This is a genomic window from Flavobacterium akiainvivens, assembly GCF_001278115.1.
In the GTDB taxonomy this organism is placed as follows: Bacteria; Bacteroidota; Bacteroidia; order Flavobacteriales; family Flavobacteriaceae; genus Flavobacterium; species Flavobacterium akiainvivens.
In genome coordinates this window covers 3,135,860-3,152,788 of record NZ_LIYD01000005.1, presented here as the reverse complement: position 1 = coordinate 3,152,788, position 16,929 = coordinate 3,135,860, and the positions used below count along the sequence as shown (strand labels likewise).

At 43.0% G+C, this 16,929-nt stretch carries 12 protein-coding genes; 6 read left to right on the top strand and 6 right to left on the bottom strand.

All coding sequences use genetic code 11. The features are described 5' to 3' along the window. Positions 1-333: 333 nt before the first annotated feature. Together AM279_RS14155 and AM279_RS14150 are read left to right on the top strand one after the other, a co-directional pair. Complete coding sequence (locus tag AM279_RS14155; RefSeq protein ID WP_054408683.1) at positions 334-912, top strand: OmpH family outer membrane protein; 579 nt, start codon at positions 334-336, stop codon at positions 910-912. A 97-nt stretch (positions 913-1,009) separates the two neighbouring features. Further along, positions 1,010-3,286 carry a helix-turn-helix domain-containing protein gene (locus tag AM279_RS14150; RefSeq protein WP_054408682.1) on the top strand — a complete coding sequence of 759 codons (2,277 nt, stop codon included), beginning with the start codon at positions 1,010-1,012 and terminating at the stop codon, positions 3,284-3,286. Positions 3,287-3,485: 199 nt separating this feature from the next. On the opposite strand, the gene AM279_RS14145 is transcribed toward AM279_RS14150, so the two are convergent. The 5 genes from AM279_RS14145 to AM279_RS14125 all read right to left on the bottom strand — a co-directional run bounded on the left by AM279_RS14145 (position 3,486) and on the right by AM279_RS14125 (position 11,242). Then, positions 3,486-5,711, bottom strand: coding sequence for a T9SS type A sorting domain-containing protein (locus tag AM279_RS14145; RefSeq protein ID WP_054408681.1), 2,226 nt, complete (start codon positions 5,709-5,711; stop codon positions 3,486-3,488). Between the two features lie 156 nt (positions 5,712-5,867). Then, complete coding sequence (locus tag AM279_RS14140; protein ID WP_082344238.1) at positions 5,868-8,054, bottom strand: Ig-like domain-containing protein; 2,187 nt, start codon at positions 8,052-8,054, stop codon at positions 5,868-5,870. Between the two features lie 90 nt (positions 8,055-8,144). Next, on the bottom strand, positions 8,145-8,534 hold the full coding sequence (locus AM279_RS14135) for a hypothetical protein (protein WP_054408679.1): 390 nt from the start codon (positions 8,532-8,534) through the stop codon (positions 8,145-8,147). A 19-nt stretch (positions 8,535-8,553) separates the two neighbouring features. Then, entirely contained in the window at positions 8,554-9,702 is a 1,149-nt protein-coding gene (locus AM279_RS14130; RefSeq protein ID WP_054408678.1) for a DNA polymerase III subunit, read from the bottom strand. Positions 9,703-9,760: 58 nt separating this feature from the next. Continuing rightward, the gene (locus AM279_RS14125; RefSeq protein WP_054408677.1) at positions 9,761-11,242 is read right to left on the bottom strand and encodes a DUF3644 domain-containing protein; all 1,482 of its coding nucleotides are present in this window, start codon (positions 11,240-11,242) and stop codon (positions 9,761-9,763) included. 284 nt (positions 11,243-11,526) lie between these two features. Between AM279_RS14125 and AM279_RS14120 the strand changes: the two genes are divergently transcribed. From AM279_RS14120 to AM279_RS14105, 4 genes are all read left to right on the top strand, one after another. After that, positions 11,527-12,714 carry a phosphoglycerate kinase gene (locus tag AM279_RS14120; protein WP_054408676.1) on the top strand — a complete coding sequence of 396 codons (1,188 nt, stop codon included), beginning with the start codon at positions 11,527-11,529 and terminating at the stop codon, positions 12,712-12,714. Positions 12,715-12,807: 93 nt separating this feature from the next. Then, positions 12,808-14,541, top strand: a complete 1,734-nt coding sequence (locus tag AM279_RS14115) for a lytic transglycosylase domain-containing protein (protein WP_054408675.1) — start codon at positions 12,808-12,810, stop codon at positions 14,539-14,541. Then, a complete protein-coding gene (locus tag AM279_RS14110) occupies positions 14,542-15,531 on the top strand; it encodes a DUF4837 family protein (RefSeq protein WP_054408674.1) in 990 nt (329 codons plus the stop codon). Between the two features lie 38 nt (positions 15,532-15,569). Continuing rightward, positions 15,570-16,025 (top strand): GNAT family N-acetyltransferase, encoded by a 456-nt coding sequence (locus AM279_RS14105; RefSeq protein ID WP_054408673.1) that lies wholly within the window; start codon positions 15,570-15,572, stop codon positions 16,023-16,025. A 78-nt stretch (positions 16,026-16,103) separates the two neighbouring features. On the opposite strand, the gene AM279_RS14100 is transcribed toward AM279_RS14105, so the two are convergent. Next, complete coding sequence (locus tag AM279_RS14100) at positions 16,104-16,925, bottom strand: OmpA family protein (protein ID WP_054408672.1); 822 nt, start codon at positions 16,923-16,925, stop codon at positions 16,104-16,106. Positions 16,926-16,929: the final 4 nt, after the last annotated feature.

Sequence of the window (16,929 nt, the reverse complement as noted above, 5' to 3'; positions counted from 1 at the left end):
TGCTATTTTTAATAAAGAAAATTTATAGTGAGAAAAATGGCGTTTTTATAAGTACATCGCTTCGTTCCTCCCGATGACAGACCAAAATATTCGGTAATTTATGATCAACGTCATCGCAAGGAACAAAGCAATCTTTGGAGGTGTTAAATTCAGGCTAGTCACCCTGAGCGTGTCGAAGGCCGGTTTGTCATCGCGAGGAACGAAGCGATCTTAAATCAGGACAATTTTTACTCATGCCCAATTTATATAACCTCTTAACGAAAAAATAAAAAAACGCATTAATCAATATAAATTTCTATTTTTACCAAAATTTTTTAAAACCTCATTACCAAAATGAAAAAAATGTTTTTGATGGCCGCTGCGGCACTTGTTATGTTTTCGTGCAATAAAGAAGAAGGCAAGACTGCTGCGTCTGCCGGTTTTAAAACGGCTTATGTAGATATCCAGAAAATATCTGAAGACTACGAAGAATTTAAAGACCTTGAAAGCAAACTTAAAATAAAGCAGGAAGAGCTTGGCCGTGGCCTTGCACAGAAAGCGCAACAGTGGAAACTTGATTATGCTGAGGCTCAGCAGCTTTCGGCTTCTAAAGGCCCGCAATGGAGCCAGCTTAAAGGCCAGGAACTGCAAAAACGTGAGCAGGATATAGCTGCCGAACAGCAAACCCTTGGCAAGCAAATGCAGGATGAAGTGCTGGCACAAAACGACAGCGTTTCTAAAAAAATCAAGAAGCACATTGAGGCATATGGCAAGAAAAACGGGTATGATTATATCTACTCTACATCTGATGTATCGTCTATAATATATGCTAAAGATGGCTATAATATTACAGACCAGATACTTAAGGAACTAAACGACAACTACAAATCAACCAGGCCGGCTGAGCCCGCTAAGGAAGAGAAGAAAAAATAATATTTATGCCCCCGCCAAGCGGGGGTATTTTTTTGCAAACCCTTTTTAGTTTGTAAGAAAAAAATACTACATTTAACGAAAATTTTAAAACCCTCACATGCAGGACTTTTCAGCAGCAGCACAATATGCCTTACGTTTTATAAACCAAACCAGCCGATCGGTATTCCTTACCGGAAAAGCCGGCACGGGTAAAACCACGCTGCTGCGCGAAATTATCCGCACAACGCATAAAAATGTGGCTGTAGTGGCACCTACGGGCATTGCTGCACTCAACGCTGGGGGAGTAACCATACACAGTATGTTCCAGCTGCCTTTTGGCGGCTTTTTACCGGTACACGGCCAGCCACCACACCTGTCTGATACTGTGCGTTTTGAAACCAAAGACACCCTTGTCAGGCATTTTATGCTACGAGGTGAAAAAAAAGCTGTTATCCAAAACCTGGAACTGCTGGTTATAGACGAGGTAAGTATGTTGCGCGCCGACCTGCTTGATGCCATAGACTACATGCTGCGTACCGTGCGCCGCAGGCAAATTCCCTACGGTGGGGTGCAGGTGCTCTATATAGGCGACCTGCTGCAATTGCCGCCCGTAGTGCGTAATGACGAGTGGAATGTTTTACAGCAGTATTACCGTGGCAAGTTTTTCTTTCACAGCCATGTGGTGCAGCAAAACCCGCCGGTATATATTGAACTCGACAAGATTTACCGCCAGAAAGACGACCGCTTTATAGGCGTGCTCAACAACCTGAGAAACAACGTTATAACCAATAACGACCTCAAGGTGTTGAACGAGTTTGTACAGCCCGGTTTTGACCTGAGTAAAAATCCCGGCTACATTACCCTTACCACGCACAACCACAAGGCAGATTCTATGAATGCCACATCGCTCACAGAGCTGAAAGGTAAGGAGCACGTGTTTATGCCTGATATTGTGGGTGATTTCCCGGAGAAGATTTACCCGGTAGACCCGGCGCTGAAACTCAAAGTAGGCGCACAGGTTATGTTTATTAAAAACGACCTTTCGCCCGAAAAGAAATATTTTAACGGAAAGATTGGGATTATTAAGTCGCTGGGAGACGGCGAGATACTGGTGCATTTCCCTGAAGAGAACGTTACTATTGAAGCTGAAAAATACGAGTGGGAAAACGTAAAGTACACCGTAAACGATACCACCAAGGAGATAGAGGAGGAGGTTCTGGGTACGTTTGTACACTATCCGCTGCGTTTAGCATGGGCCATAACCGTGCACAAGAGCCAGGGATTAACGTTTGACAAAGCTGTACTTGATGTATCGCACGTTTTTATGCCGGGACAGGCCTATGTTGCCCTGAGCCGTTTGCGTTCGTTAGAGGGGCTTATTTTGCTTTCTCCGATGCGTATGAACGGCATTAGTAACGATGAGGAAGTGATGGAATACGCCAAACGCCGCGCCGAAGACAACCAGCTGGAGCAGTCGCTTAAAGACGAAACGCTGCTGTTTACGGCTAACTTCCTTAAAGACAGCTTTAACTGGAACCGCCTGGCCGAAGAATGGCAAAAACATAAAATGAGCTACCTGGGCGAGGGCGAAAAATCGGTCAAGGCACCGCACCGCCAGTGGGCGCACCAGCAGGAAGACCGTATTTACAGCATTATAGACGCCTCGCAAAAATTTGTGGCACAGTTGCAACGCCTTTTTACCCAGCCTGAACCTGATTTGGCTTTTATTAACGAAAGGGTAGTGGCCGCGGTTAATTATTTCTTTCCATTTATGGATGCGCTGGCCACCAGCCTCTATACCAAGATAGAGGAGGTAAAACGCCTGAAACGTGCCAGGGCTTATTTTGATGAACTGTCTGACCTTGAAGAACTTCAAACTAACTCCCTGCTCAGGCTTATGAAAAGTAAACGCCTTATGGAGGTAGTGCAAAGTGGCCAGACGGTGAGCCGTGAAACCCTTATAAGCCCTGAAATACAGGAGTATAAGTCTAAGAAAATCGCCGCCATTAAAGAAATAATGAAACTTAACCCGGTAAGCATTATTGAGGAAGAAGGCGAGGAGTATGAGCGTTATACACCAAAAAACAAGGTTAAGAAGGAACCAAAAAAATCTACCCTTACCGAAACTTTTGAACTGTACCAGCAGCAAATGACCATAAAAGAGATTGCCGCACACCGCAAGCTTACCGAAACCACCATACAGAGCCATTTTGCGAAGCTTATAGAAGACGGAAAGGTGCAGTTGGGCGATATTATGCCCGAAGACAAAATAAGGGCGCTAAAGGCCGCATTTAAAGATTTTAAAGATGAAACGCTTACGCAGATGAAAGAAAAGCTGGGCGATGCTTTTACTTTTGGCGAATTGAGGCTGTACAAAGCCAGCATTGCGGAATAAAAAGGATAGTTTGTCATTCTGACCGAAGCGCGGCGGAGTGAAGGAATTTCTTTATGAGGATACAATTAATGTACACGTTTACCACAAGCTATTCTATCAGTGCATAAGCTTTATCCGAACTAACAAGCAATGACAAACCTAATATAATAAAAAAGGCAGCTCTTATGTGAGCTGCCTTTTCTGTATTTGTAATGTTATATTATTTCTTTACCACTAATACGCTGCCTGTTGCTTTGCCTATGGTAGCCTTAACCACATAGTTGCCGGCCTGTAACGCCGCCATGTTCAGGGTGTTGTTTGTGCTGTTCCACGTGGCGCTAACCTGCTGGCCCAGCATGTTGTAAACGGCTACGCTTGTAATTTCCTGCCCCGCAGAAAGGGTAAGTACACTGCCCACCGGGTTAGGGTATGCCAGAACCTGTAGTGCTGAAAAATCCTGTAGACCCACAGTTTGCTGAAGCTCATAAGCACCCATGTCTACAATACTGTTGTTATAAATGCGGGGGTTACCGGCAAGATCGGTTATAATGGTAGTAAGGTCAGGTGTTTGTCCGGCATCAAAGTAGGTATTGTTACCAGTATTGCGGGCCGGGCTTTGTGCGGTAAGGGCAAAATTGCCTGCTGCTGCATCTGCAAAAAGCGGGTCGCCCTGCACGTTGTTTCCGCCATCTGTTCCGGTATATTCCCAGGTTTCAGCTGTGCCGCCTATAAGGCTGTAGGTATAAACCGGTATGGCGTTGTTAAAGTTAAATACCTCGTGGCTTACTTCTTCGCTTGCGGTATTGCCATAAATTATTGAATTACGCACAATAGGAGAAGAGCCGTCGCTTGCTAAGCCGCCGCCGTGTATGGTAGCCTCGTTTGCCGAAATGGTTGTGTTTGTAAGTACCGGTACTGCGTTGTCAAAATTATAAATACCACCGCCGTAGTTAGCCGTGTTGCCGGCAAAAAGGCAGTTAGTAAATACCGGGCTTACGTTTTGCCTGTTTTGTACACCGCCGCCATTGCCATCGGTTGCGGTATTGCTTAAAAATTCAACATTGGTAAACACCGGGTTTGCACCGTTAAAGTTAAATACGCCACCGCCACCTGGTGCAGTATTTTCAGAGAATACAGAACCTGTAACCAGTGCATCTCCGCCGGTCCAGTTGGCCATGCCGCCGCCCACTCCTGTGGCGCTATTGTTGCTAAAGTTTACACCGTTTAAAACCGGAACCGACTGGTAGTTATAAAAGCCGCCGCCGTTGCCGTCTACAGCCTGGTTTTCTAAGATATTTACATCTGTAAGCGAAACGTTGCTGTTTCCATCTGCAAAAATACCCCCACCGGTAGCTGCTGTATTATCAGCAATATCTGAGTTTGTAATAATAACAGACGCATTTGTAGTATTATACAGGCCGCCACCGTTTGTAGCTGCGCTGTTTCCGGTAATGCTTACTTCGTTAAAAACAGGTAATGAGTTGTTGCTAAACACACCGCCGCCGCCGCCCACGGTTGCAAAGTTGCCCGATATGGTACAGTCTGTAAAGCTGGGGTTACTGCCCGTAAGGTTATAAACGCCGGCACCGGCATCTGCCCTGTTATTGCTTATGGTTACGCCGCTAAAACCGGGTTCTACGGTTTCCCAGTTGTAAACACCACCGCCCAGCTGTGCCACATTTTGGTTAAAAACCACATTGTTGTATGTTGCATCAGATAGGTAACGGTTGTAGGCACCCCCGCCATAAACGGCATAATTGCCGGTTATAATAAGGTTGGCATAAGTAGGTGCGCTTGAGTTGCGGTTTATAATGCCGCCACCGGCATAGCGGTATATATCATATTCATACACAATGCTGAAACTAAAGGCAGGGTCGTTAGCATTACCCCCGGTAATGGTAAAACCATCAAGGCGTGTAGCACTGTTTATAGGGTCTTCATCCCATGCTACGGTAACAATAACGTGGTAGGCATTTTCGGCATTGTTTGCAATGTTAAGTGTGTCTCCGCTAAACTCAAATGCATCGTCTCCGTTAAAATCGGCGCTTAATATACTGGCATTTGCCGTTATGCCCAGGTCGCGTTGCGACAGGGTTATTTCGGTACCTGCAAAGCCGCCATACACCTGTACACTGTCTTTAAGCACAAAGGCATTATCGCGGTCATTAGGCGTAATAACGGTTACATCGCTGGCCTTTCGGTTGGGCTTGTAAGTGCCTCCGGCTACCCAAATGGTATCGCCTTTAACCGAGTTATTAATCATAAGCTGGATGTCGTTAGACGCATTGTCCCAGCTGGAACCATCGGCAGTACCTGCGGGTGCAGGCTTAACAAAACGCTTGGTTTGGGCAGAGGTTTCTGTTGCAAAAAACAGCGACCCGGCCAGCAGGAGCAATGCCGCGGCACGATTGCCCGCAATGTTGATAACGGGGGTAATTTTTTTCATAAGCGATTAGGTTGTTTTTATAGTACTACAAAGTTGGGCAAAAAAGGGTTATGATATTAGGGAATAGCCATTTTTTACAATGTTTTTTGAAAATCCTTTTAAGGCATAAAAATATAATGGCTGTTGTTAAGACAGCCATTATATTTTTATGTTAACTTATTGCTTTAGTATCAGCAAACTTTGGGTGTTGGCAGGAGTTGTAATTTTTATAATGTAACTGCCTGCCTGTAATGCAGAGAGGTTAAGAGCAAGGGTAGTATCGGCTGTTTCATGGCTTAGCACCTGTTTACCACTTACGTCATAAGCTTCAACACGGCTTATAATGTTTTTATGTTTAATATTTAGTATATCGGAAACAGGATTTGGATAATAAGTAATGTTATCATTTTTAAATTCCGTTGTATCTAGTATAAGGAGAGCTAAAATCGAAATATATCCAGAACTGGTTTGCCCATTAACAGTTTGTGTTGCATAGTAAGTTTCGCCACTTTCAAGTTCAGTTCCGGGAGGAAGCTGGTTTGTGCCGGCGGCAGCGTCTTCAGCAGTAGCATACCAGCTAACTATAGCATTCTCAATAGTTTCTATTTCAAGGTCTTCAATAGTGGGTGTTTCACCAGCAGGTATAGTAATAGTTTGTTCTGTTTCGCCTCCCGGAACCGGAACCGGCAAAACCGTTACTTCAACAGCAAGGCGATCACCTTCACAGTTATCGATAGTTTGCGAAACATAATAGATGCCACTATTTAATAGTGTTTCATCTTCAAGGGCTTCGCCACCTGTTGCAGCGGCATACCATTGCAGGTTTGTTCCTGTAGCCTGTAAATCAGCTACATCTGCAAACCCATAAAGTGTTTGGTTGTCTGCCTCGGGTGTGCCTGCTAAAATGTAAGATACGGTAATTTCTGTACGCGTGCTCTCATAATCTCCCAAAACGTTAGAAACATAATAAATGCCGGGTGTAAATTCTGACGACGGGGCCAGGGGTGAACCGCCTTCGGCCAATGTGTACCAGCGCTGACCAGTTCCGGCATTGGCATAATCATTTACAGTTGAACCTGGGCATATTGATAGTGTGCTATTGGCAGGCGGGGTAAGGATAAGGCGCATAAAACCGGGTACCGCAGTACCATTAAAATCTGTAAAAGCTCCCATGGTTATAAGTTTACCTTCATTTGTAGGCTCCATATAAAGTATGGCTCCATTAGTGCCGGTTCCAGCATCAAAATCTGTATATAATGTGCCGTCTTCATTTATCATATAAATATTATGCAGTGGTGTGCTGGCCCCACCAAACGACTCTGCGTAAGTATTTATTTTTCCCGCAGCTAAAAATTTGTTGCCCATAGGCAATATCCTTTTAATATACAGGGGGTCTATGCCCGTGCCATACATATAGCTCACATTAAAGCTTTCATCAAGGCTTAAGTCATCAAGGTTAATGCGTATTATAGGGTTTTGCTTGGGGCCTGAATCAGGTTCAAAATACTCTTCATACCGTCCTACTGCTAAAATTTTATTACCAGGCAGTTCTATGGCATCATAATACACCCCCCTCATTGGGTTGTTAACCGGTGTGTTGCTTTGAAACCCGTTTCCATGAAACAATAATCCAAAATAAAACCAATAAACGCCATTATTACCCATTTCACCACCAAACATTTTCATGCCATTTGAAAGGGCCTTCACAAAAAATGGAGGTTGGGTGAGTTGAAAATCAGATACATTAAAGTAGGTTTCATAATTTGCCTCAACAAACTCTCCATCGGCCAATAATTCTACAAAATTAAGGCCAGCTGCTTCAAAATAAGAAGGCACAGAAATACAGCCTGTAATCCATAAATGCCCATTTGGACGGATGTTTATATAGCTAATAGCAGGGGTGCCATAATTTGTATACATATTTACCTGGGTAGCGAGTACAAAAGAATTGTCCAGAGAGCCATCGCTGTTAAGCCTGCATATACTACTCTTGCCGGTTCCGTTGTAAGAGGTAAAGCTGCCGCCTATCATAATTTTATTTTCGGCTGTAAGGGCTATTGTTTTTATAAATGCTGCGTTAGGCAGTACCCCTGTTCCCGGGTCAAAGTCGGTGTCAAGCGAGCCATCAGCATTTAGCCGTGCTATCCCTTTCCTGGCTATACCGTTGTAAGAAGTAAATTTACCCCCTATAAGTATCTTGCCATCAGGCTGTATTAACGATACAAGCACGTCGCCGCCGGCCGGGCCGGCGCCCGAAGCGTTAAAATCGGGGTCTACCATAAGGGTTTGTGCCCCGGCAAACAGGCTGGTAAACAAACACACCGCAAAGCTAAAGCTTCGGATTAAGGATAAAGGAGTTTTCATGTAATTTTAGGTTAATTAGTTTTTTATAAAAATACTTTAAAGCTGATGATATATTTGATTTTTATAAAAATTGTTTATTCAAAAAAATAATTACACCCACGTAAGCAGCAGTATGGCCGGTATAAAGTAAATTACAATAGTGCGGGCGCCGTCATAATCTTTAGCCAGGCGCTGGCCCAGCAATAAAAACAGCAGGGTTATGGCGCTTGCAATACCGGCTATTTCGGCAAAAGCGGTGCCTTCGCCCATGAGCAGTTTTATAATGCCAATTACCGAAAACGCACCCGCCAGTATTTCTAAAACCAGTATAAGCGCCAGCGATTGCGGTACTGCGTTTTTAATTATGGTATTGGCAAAGTGGCCTTTAAGCCAGCCCAGGTTGCCCTTCCAGTCGTTTATTTTGTCGTAGCCCGACTGAATAAAAGTTATGGCAAAAAACGCCAGGGTAATAATTATTGCAGGGTGTAATTGTGTTTCCATATACTTGTTTTAGTGATGTTTATTTTTTGTGGATAAGCCTTGTAAGCTTTATCGATAGGTCGGTTAATACAATCTTGGCGTTGCCGTTGCGCTCTATGTGATACAGGGCATCGCTAAGTTCTTTAAAAATATCGTTTATGTTGGTACCGTTTACAAAGGGCGCAAAATTTTCGAGTTTGAATTTATCTACCGTAGGTTCCATGTATACCAGCTGTTTGGCATTGTAGTTAAGCAGCATGGCCTGGCGGAACATATCAATACAAAAATTAAGGAACTGTTTTTGTGCCTCGCGGCCTATGCCGGCAATCTGTTCGCTCCAGGCAATCAGGTCGTGTATGGCGGCGGCGTTGCCCTTAGCACGAAAAGCCGCGCGCACCCACATTACAAACCACTCCTCAAACGGAAGTTCGTCATCGGTCTTATGCAGTATGTGCAGGGCTTTGTTGTAGTTGCCCTGTGCCTGGTGTGCCAGTTTCATGGCGGCGTTGGGCTCTATTTTTTCACGTGAAACTAAACCATTGGCAATAACCTGCTCGGGCAATGCATTAAAATGCAGCACCTGGCAGCGGCTCAGTATGGTTTGCAGTATGTCGTCTTCGCTTTCGGCAATAAGCAGGAATACCGTTTTTTGCGGGGGTTCCTCAAGCAGCTTAAGCAGCTTGTTGGCCGTGGCAGTGTTCATTTTATCGGCCTGCCAGATAATCATAATCTTATACCCTCCCTCAAACGCCTTAAGCGAAAGCGCCTTAACAATCTCGGTAGCCTCATCAACACCTATCTGGCCCTGTTTGTTGGCAATGTCTATTTTCTTGTACCAGTCAAACAGCCCGCCGTATGGGTTTTGGGTAACAAACTCGCGCCAGTGCTTTAAAAAGTTGGCGCTCACGGGGTGGCTTTTTACCTCGCTGTTGCTCGAAACCGGAAAAACAAAGTGCAAATCAGGGTGTTGCAGGTGCTCAAACTTAAGGTTGCAGGCGGCATTGCCGTTGGTGTTTTCGCCGCCGGTATTGGCGCACAAAACATAACGTGCATAAGCAATGGCCATGGGCAGTGTGCCGCAGCCCTCTGGGCCTATAAACAGCTGCGCGTGGGGTATACGGCCACTATTGGCACTGGTGGCCAAATGGCTTTTTATATGCTCCTGGCCTAAAATTTCTGAAAATAGCATAGAGCAAAGATAGGAGAAAGTTTTTTAGGAGTTTAAGCGCTAAGTTGTAGTATTAGGTTTATTTAATTATAGATTTGATATCTCTACTTTTTAACTCAGCGATAAGATTTTTGTTATTTATGATTAAATCGCCATAGGAAATGTAGTCAAGTTCTCTTATCGCAGCATTTAGTTTTTCTCCATGAAATTGAAGTAAGCATTTATTAGAAAGCGTTTTTTTTGCAAGCCTATCGTCATTAAAAAAATCAATATATGTTTTGTCGCAAAGAGCTTTATTATCAGTCGCTTTAAGGCATCTAAAAATTGGGTTTGATTGCTTGCTTTTAACCATGTCCGAATAAGTGTAAAAATAATTTGGTTTTTGTGATTGACCCTTAAATTTAAAATTAAAGAAATCATCAAATAAAGTTATTGCTTCCTCACCAAGTAGAATTATTATTTTGATTAAATTCAGCATCTTTTGTGCTTTGCCATCTGAACATACTTCTATTAAAATGTCAATTGCATTTTTAGGTGGTAATTTTGTAAACCAATATAAAAAAGGTAAATTATTTGACTGTATAAGAGCAGTTTTTGTGAATAAGTCAAATGATTCTATTGTGTATTTGACATGCTGTCTCTCGGAATAGATTCTAAAATATAGATGATCACCTAAAATGAATTTTGATTTATCTTTTGACAAAATGTTGTTTACATCCACTATGTTATTGATCTCATCGAAAATACCATCTTGTAATTCTTCATAAAATGCTTTTCCATGAGTTTCAGACTCATTACGGGACACAGTTAAGCTACTACTATTCTTGGAGATAATAACATTTTCAAACTCTTTTTTAGTAGATATTACTAACTGATTTGATTTACTATTGTCAATTCCAGCTATTATATCTGCATTTTTAAGTCTATTAATATTTGTCAAATTCATTTTAAAGTCAATAAACACTGTATCATCTATATTTTCATTGTTCAATTTGCGTGTTGAATCAATAATTGTTTTTATGAACTCAACAACTTCGTTTGTAGAATTATTGAGAAGGGATTCATTCGAAATGTAATCTACAGGTGACACCGGCTTGCGAAAGCCTATTGGTAAAAGTATGAGATCTGCTTGTTTAGATAAATCAATTTTAAATTGATTTTTCATAAACAAACTGTAAAATACAATATTTTTCGTTATCAAGGCGAAAATTATTGGATCTAATTCTTTAATAAAAAAATGTGCTACTTTGTTTCGGTAACCATACAATATTTTTAAATTTTCGACTGTTGGATTGAAATCTTTACCAAGCTGTTGCGATGCACTATTAAGGCAATTATCGAATTGTTTTGTAGTGCCATCTTCATTGAATAATTTAATTTTTTTGTGGAATTTATATAGGTAAGCTTTTAATGCTAATTCCCAAGAGTTTAAAATTAATAGTACAACAACTTCATATCTATATGAGAATGTAGGTTTATTATGTATTTCAATAGCGGAATACATACCTGAAATTGAATTCTTGACCAGATTTTTGGCAATTGGAGGTTTTCTTTTTTTCATATGAGGAGAATTAACAATGCACTAATTTAACAAATTTCGCGTCACATTTAAAAAATGAATAAAATTTTCCTCAAACGTTTTCTTTCCTCCCTTCCCCAAAAATCTCATTACAAAAAACTACCCTTTTGCTGCTAAATTGTAAATTTAACACCGTGTTAAAATACAGTAAAACAAAGAGTTGCGTGTTGCTTACAAATGTTTGTCAACATTCATTTGGCTTTTTATTAACAATAAATCCTATATTTGCCTTTCATCAATTTTAAGCAAAACAACAAACAAACTTTATGAAAACCCTGCAAGACATTAATTTTAACGGTAAGAAAGCTATAATCCGTGTTGATTTTAACGTGCCTCTGGATGAGCAATTTAACGTAACCGACACTACCCGTATTGAAGCTGCTAAACCTACTATCGATAAAATTCTTGCAGATGGCGGAAGCGTTATCCTTATGAGCCACCTGGGCCGCCCAAAAGGCAAAGAGGAAAAATACAGCCTTAAGCATATTGTAGCCAAAACATCTGAAATACTGGGTGTTGAAGTTAAGTTTGTTAACGATTGCATAGGCGCTGAGGCTGAAGAAGCTGCAGCTAACCTTAAAGCGGGCGAAGTACTGCTTTTAGAAAACCTTCGTTTTTACGCTGAGGAAGAAGCAGGCGATGAAGCTTTTGCCGAAAAACTGGCTAAACTGGGCGATGTGTATGTTAACGATGCCTTTGGTACCGCGCACCGTGCACACGCTTCTACAACGATTATAGCAAATTATTTCCCTGAAAATAAAGTATTTGGCACACTGCTTGCCAAGGAGATCGACAGCCTTGACAAAGTGCTTAAAAACAGCCAGAGCCCCGTTACCGCTGTACTTGGCGGCAGCAAGGTTTCAAGCAAAATTACCGTTATCGAGAACATTCTTGACAAGGTAGACCACCTGATTATAGGCGGTGGTATGACCTATACGTTTATCAAGGCACAGGGCGGCAACGTGGGCGATTCTATCTGCGAGCTTGACAAGCTTGACCTGGCACTTGATATCCTTAAAAAAGCGAAAGAAAATAACGTTGAGGTACACATTCCGGTAGACGTTATTGCGGCTGATAAATTTGGCAATGACGCTAACACACAGGTGGTAGACGTTAACCAGATTCCTGACGGATGGCAGGGCCTTGACGCAGGACCTAAGTCTCTTGAGAACTTTAAAGAAGTGATACTTAAGAGCAAAACAATACTATGGAACGGCCCACTGGGCGTGTTTGAGATGGAAAACTTTGCCAAAGGAACAATTTCTCTTGGCGAGTATATTGGTGAGGCTACAGAAAAAGGCGCTTTCTCGCTTGTAGGCGGTGGCGACTCTGTAGCAGCAGTTAAGCAGTTTGGCCTTGAGCCGCGCATGAGCTATGTAAGCACCGGCGGTGGCGCCATGCTTGAAATGCTTGAAGGAAAAACACTTCCCGGCATTGCTGCCATACAGGGATAGTGTTAAAGTTTACAATACATTATCATTTTTTAAGTTATCAATCAGTGTTGCTTTGCAATACGTTATAATTAACTTTCTCGCAAAGAGTGAATTATGAATAAAAGAAGAACATTGGCGTTTGTTTTTGCCGCTGTATCATGGGCCGGTTTTGCCCAGGAAAGCGCAGATGCAACCGTAGCACCGGCACCCGAAGTTAAATTATCATACCTTGATTCAATCAAGGCATCGTTTGTGCGCCACCCTGAAATGGCTCGTATAGACAGCCTGTGGATGAAAGAAATGGGCAACGAAGACCTGTTTGCAGATATGCAAAGCGACCTTGCCAAAATTAATCCTGATGATGAGGTAGCCGATTTTAGTTTCAATACAGAGTTGTTTAAAAAAAGGCTGGAAAAGATGGACGCGCGTTCGCCATTCCATATCGAGTACAACAAAGGCCTGGAAAACATTGTAAAAGCTTATCTTAAAAACCGCCCAAGGAGTTATGAAAGGCTAATGGCAATATCAGAATACTACTTCCCTATGTTTGAAGAGTACCTGGCCAAATACAATGTGCCTATCGAAATAAAATACCTTGCGGTTATTGAAAGTGCACTTAACCCGCGCGCCAAGAGCCATGTGGGTGCTACCGGCCTGTGGCAGTTTATGTACCCAACAGGCAAGCAGTACAACCTTGAGGTAAACAGCTATGTAGATGAACGTTGCGACCCGCTCAAGGCTACGGAGGCAGCATGCCAGTACCTTAGCAGCCTGTATAACATTTTTGGCGACTGGGACCTTGTGCTTGCGTCTTACAACGCCGGCCCGGGTAACGTTACCAAAGCAATACGCCGCAGCGGCGAATACCGCAACTACTGGAACATCCGCAAAAACCTGCCAAAGGAAACACAGGCCTACAACCCTACGTTCCTTGCCACAATGTATATTTATGAATATGCAAAAGAGCACGGCATAAAGGCAAAAAGGGCACCGCTTACGTATTTTGAAACCGATACCGTTATGGTAAAGCGCCAAATGTCGTTTAAGCAAATAGCAAGCGTGCTTGATGTGCCGGTTAGCCAACTGCAGTTCCTTAACCCTATTTATAAGCTCGATGTAATACCTTACCAGGCAGATAAGGCACACTACCTGCGCCTGCCTAAAGATAAGCTGGGCCTTTTTGTAAGTAATGAGGCGGCTGTTTATGCTTACATAGACCACGAAGCAGATCTTCGTGAAAAACCATACTTTAAGGCTGCACCAGAAAGGGAAGAGGCTTATGCCGCTACAACACCGTCTAAAAAGTCTAAGAAGAAAACAAACAGCAAAACTCAGAGCTATACCGTTAAGCGCGGCGATAACCTTGGGGCTATATCTAACAAATATGGCGTTAGTGTTGCCGAGCTTAAGCAATGGAACAAGATTAAGGGCAACAACATACAGGTGGGGCAAAAGCTTAAAATTGTAAAAACCATTACCGTTACTGAACCGGTTGTAGAAGAAGCCATTGCCGAAGCGCCTAAAAAGCCTGAAACCAAAACAACCGCTAAAGACGCTAAAGCTAAAACAGCCGATAAAGACAACACTGAAGATGCCATTGCCCTTAACACAGCCGAGGCCGAAGAGGCTATTGCCGCTGTTGAAGCCAAGCCGGCTATCGTTAAAAAACAAAAAGACATCAGCACGTATGAAGATGCCCGTATGTACATAGTACAAAAAGGCGACTCACTGTTTAGCATTGCTAAAAAACATCCGGGTGTTACGGTAGAAAACCTTAAAAACTGGAACAAAATAAACGGCAACAGCATTACCCCGGGCATGAAGCTTAAGGTAGAAGAAACAAACTAAATGCTTACAGCAAAAAACATAAAAATATATGGGGCCGCAATAGTGGCCCTTTTGCTTTTTGGCGCCTGCCAGGGCACAGATGGTGCCGCAGATGCCTCTCAGGGTAACCTCAACGAGATTTCGATTATTGTGAGTGATGTAATGTGGAACGGCGAGGTGGGCGACAGCCTGCGCAAAAAACTGGCCGCACCCGTAGAGGGCCTGGTGCAGGAAGAGCCGCTTTTTACCCTTAACCAGTACCGTGAAGAAACCTTTACCGGAGATGTGCGCAACGGCCGTAATATTATCTACATAAAAAAAGACGACGAGCGCACCTATGGCTTTCGCCAGAACAGCTACTGCAAGCCCCAGAATGTATTTACCATTTCGGGCAAGAGTACCACTGATTTGCTGGACCTTATCAGCCTGCACGGCGATGAGATTATCCGCTCCATTAAAAAGACCGAAATTGCTGAAACGCAACAGCGCAACAAAACTGAAGGCCTGCGCGATACGCTTGCCTTTGCAAAAAATTATGGCGTTAAGATAAACGTGCCCCTATCATACAAAAGGGCGCTTTCTAACGGTAGTTTTACCTGGCTGAAGAAGGAAATACGCGGGGGTAATACCAACCTGCTTATGTATACCGTGCCTTATGAAACCCTTGAGCACAACCGCGATTTTATAAATAACATTATTAAAATGCGTGACAGCATAGGCAGCAAATACATACACGGCAAAGAACCGGGCACCTACATGGTTACAGAGGTATCTTATATGCCCAGTATGTTTACCACCAGCTTTAACGATAAACGCGCCTTTGAAACCCGTGGCAACTGGGAAATGTCTCATGATTTTATGAAGGGTGTGTTTATGAACTATGCCATCCGCAATGATGAGCGCCACTGCTACCTGATAATTGAGGGCTTTATCTACAGCCCATCGGCACCTAAGCGCGACCTGATTATGGAGCTTGAAAGCATTATTGAGTCGGCTACATTTGTAAAGTAACCCGCTTACTTCAAAAATAACAACTAAACAATTTACGATTGACCCCAATATTTAAAATAAAGCCATTTGCGGCACTTTCTGCTGCTGAGGTATACCAAGTGTTGCAACTGCGCAGCGAAGTGTTTGTAGTGGAACAGAATTGCGTTTACCAGGATATAGACGGTAAAGATGATAAGGCACTGCACCTAATAGGCACCATAGATAGCAAAATAGTGGCTTATGCGCGCCTTTTTGCACCCGGGTATTACTTTGATAACGCTTCAATAGGCAGGGTAGTAGTAAGCCCGCAGTATCGTGCGCACAAATTTGGCCACCTCCTCATGACAGCAGCTATTGCCGGTGTAGAAACACATTTTAACACAAAAGAAATTACCATATCAGCCCAGCTGTACCTTAAAAAGTTTTATGAGGGCCATGGTTTTGTACAGCAGGGGGAAGGGTATCTGGAGGATGATATACCACATATTAGGATGGATTTCAGATTTATGAATTAAGATTTCAGATTTTTCGAGCTACACTCATACCGGCTCGGCTTGTAATTCAATCTGAAATCTTAATTCATAAATCTGAAATCAGTTTTTCGTAATAACCAGCTCTACCCGGCGGTCATACTCGCTGCCTTTGCCAAGGGGCACGGTGTTGCCATAGCCCTTGTAGGTCATGCGCTCGGGGCCTATTTTTTTGCTTATAAAGAATTTGTATACCGTGTAGGCGCGGTTTTTAGAGAGTTCGCGCTTGCGGGTATCTTTATCAATAGCCTCTTTTTGAAAGGTGGGCGTGCAGCATATATGCCCCTGTATTTCAAAGTTGAGGTTCTTGTATTTTTGCAGCAGTCGGGCAATTTTTTCAAGCTCCTGGCGCGATTTTGGCGTAAGCTTGCTGCTGCCTCGTTCAAAAAGAATATTTTCAAGGTATATGTGGTCGCCCACCACCATGTCTTTTTTAATGGCATTATAATAGCCCGGCTCCAGTTTTATGGGCGGCGCTGGCTTAAAATTAACCAGTATGTCTACACGGCGGTTTTTAGAACGGGCTTCGGTAACGTCTTCAATATCTTCGTCTATTAAAATGCGGCCTTTGCCCTCTATGGTAACAATAATCTTGTTTTTAATGCCGCGTGCTATAAGCGTATCGCGAATGGTATTGGCACGGTTTGTAGACAGCTTAAAGTTGTATTCGTCTTTACCGCGGTCATCGCAATAGCCAAAAATCTGTATGGTTTCTATACGGCTGGTATCTATAGCCTTTACAAAATTTACCATGTTAACACCCTGCTTGGGGTCGAGGTTGAACTTATCAAACTCAAAATAAACCGAAAAAACCGTTTCTTCCTGCGCCATGGTGCGGCACAGGGGCAGTATAAAAAGGAGGGCAAGCAGCAGGTGTTTTTTCATGAAA

What these genes read in the sequence shown, in the direction of transcription:
- AM279_RS14155 (WP_054408683.1), top strand. Translation starts at nt 334, where the DNA reads ATGAAAAAAATGTTTTTGATGGCCGCTGCGGCACTTGTTATGTTTTCG.
- AM279_RS14150 (WP_054408682.1), top strand. Translation starts at nt 1,010, where the DNA reads ATGCAGGACTTTTCAGCAGCAGCACAATATGCCTTACGTTTTATAAAC.
- AM279_RS14145 (WP_054408681.1), bottom strand. Translation starts at nt 5,711, where the DNA reads ATGAAAAAAATTACCCCCGTTATCAACATTGCGGGCAATCGTGCCGCG.
- AM279_RS14140 (WP_082344238.1), bottom strand. Translation starts at nt 8,054, where the DNA reads ATGAAAACTCCTTTATCCTTAATCCGAAGCTTTAGCTTTGCGGTGTGT.
- AM279_RS14135 (WP_054408679.1), bottom strand. Translation starts at nt 8,534, where the DNA reads ATGGAAACACAATTACACCCTGCAATAATTATTACCCTGGCGTTTTTT.
- AM279_RS14130 (WP_054408678.1), bottom strand. Translation starts at nt 9,702, where the DNA reads ATGCTATTTTCAGAAATTTTAGGCCAGGAGCATATAAAAAGCCATTTG.
- AM279_RS14125 (WP_054408677.1), bottom strand. Translation starts at nt 11,242, where the DNA reads ATGAAAAAAAGAAAACCTCCAATTGCCAAAAATCTGGTCAAGAATTCA.
- AM279_RS14120 (WP_054408676.1), top strand. Translation starts at nt 11,527, where the DNA reads ATGAAAACCCTGCAAGACATTAATTTTAACGGTAAGAAAGCTATAATC.
- AM279_RS14115 (WP_054408675.1), top strand. Translation starts at nt 12,808, where the DNA reads ATGAATAAAAGAAGAACATTGGCGTTTGTTTTTGCCGCTGTATCATGG.
- AM279_RS14110 (WP_054408674.1), top strand. Translation starts at nt 14,542, where the DNA reads ATGCTTACAGCAAAAAACATAAAAATATATGGGGCCGCAATAGTGGCC.
- AM279_RS14100 (WP_054408672.1), bottom strand. Translation starts at nt 16,925, where the DNA reads ATGAAAAAACACCTGCTGCTTGCCCTCCTTTTTATACTGCCCCTGTGC.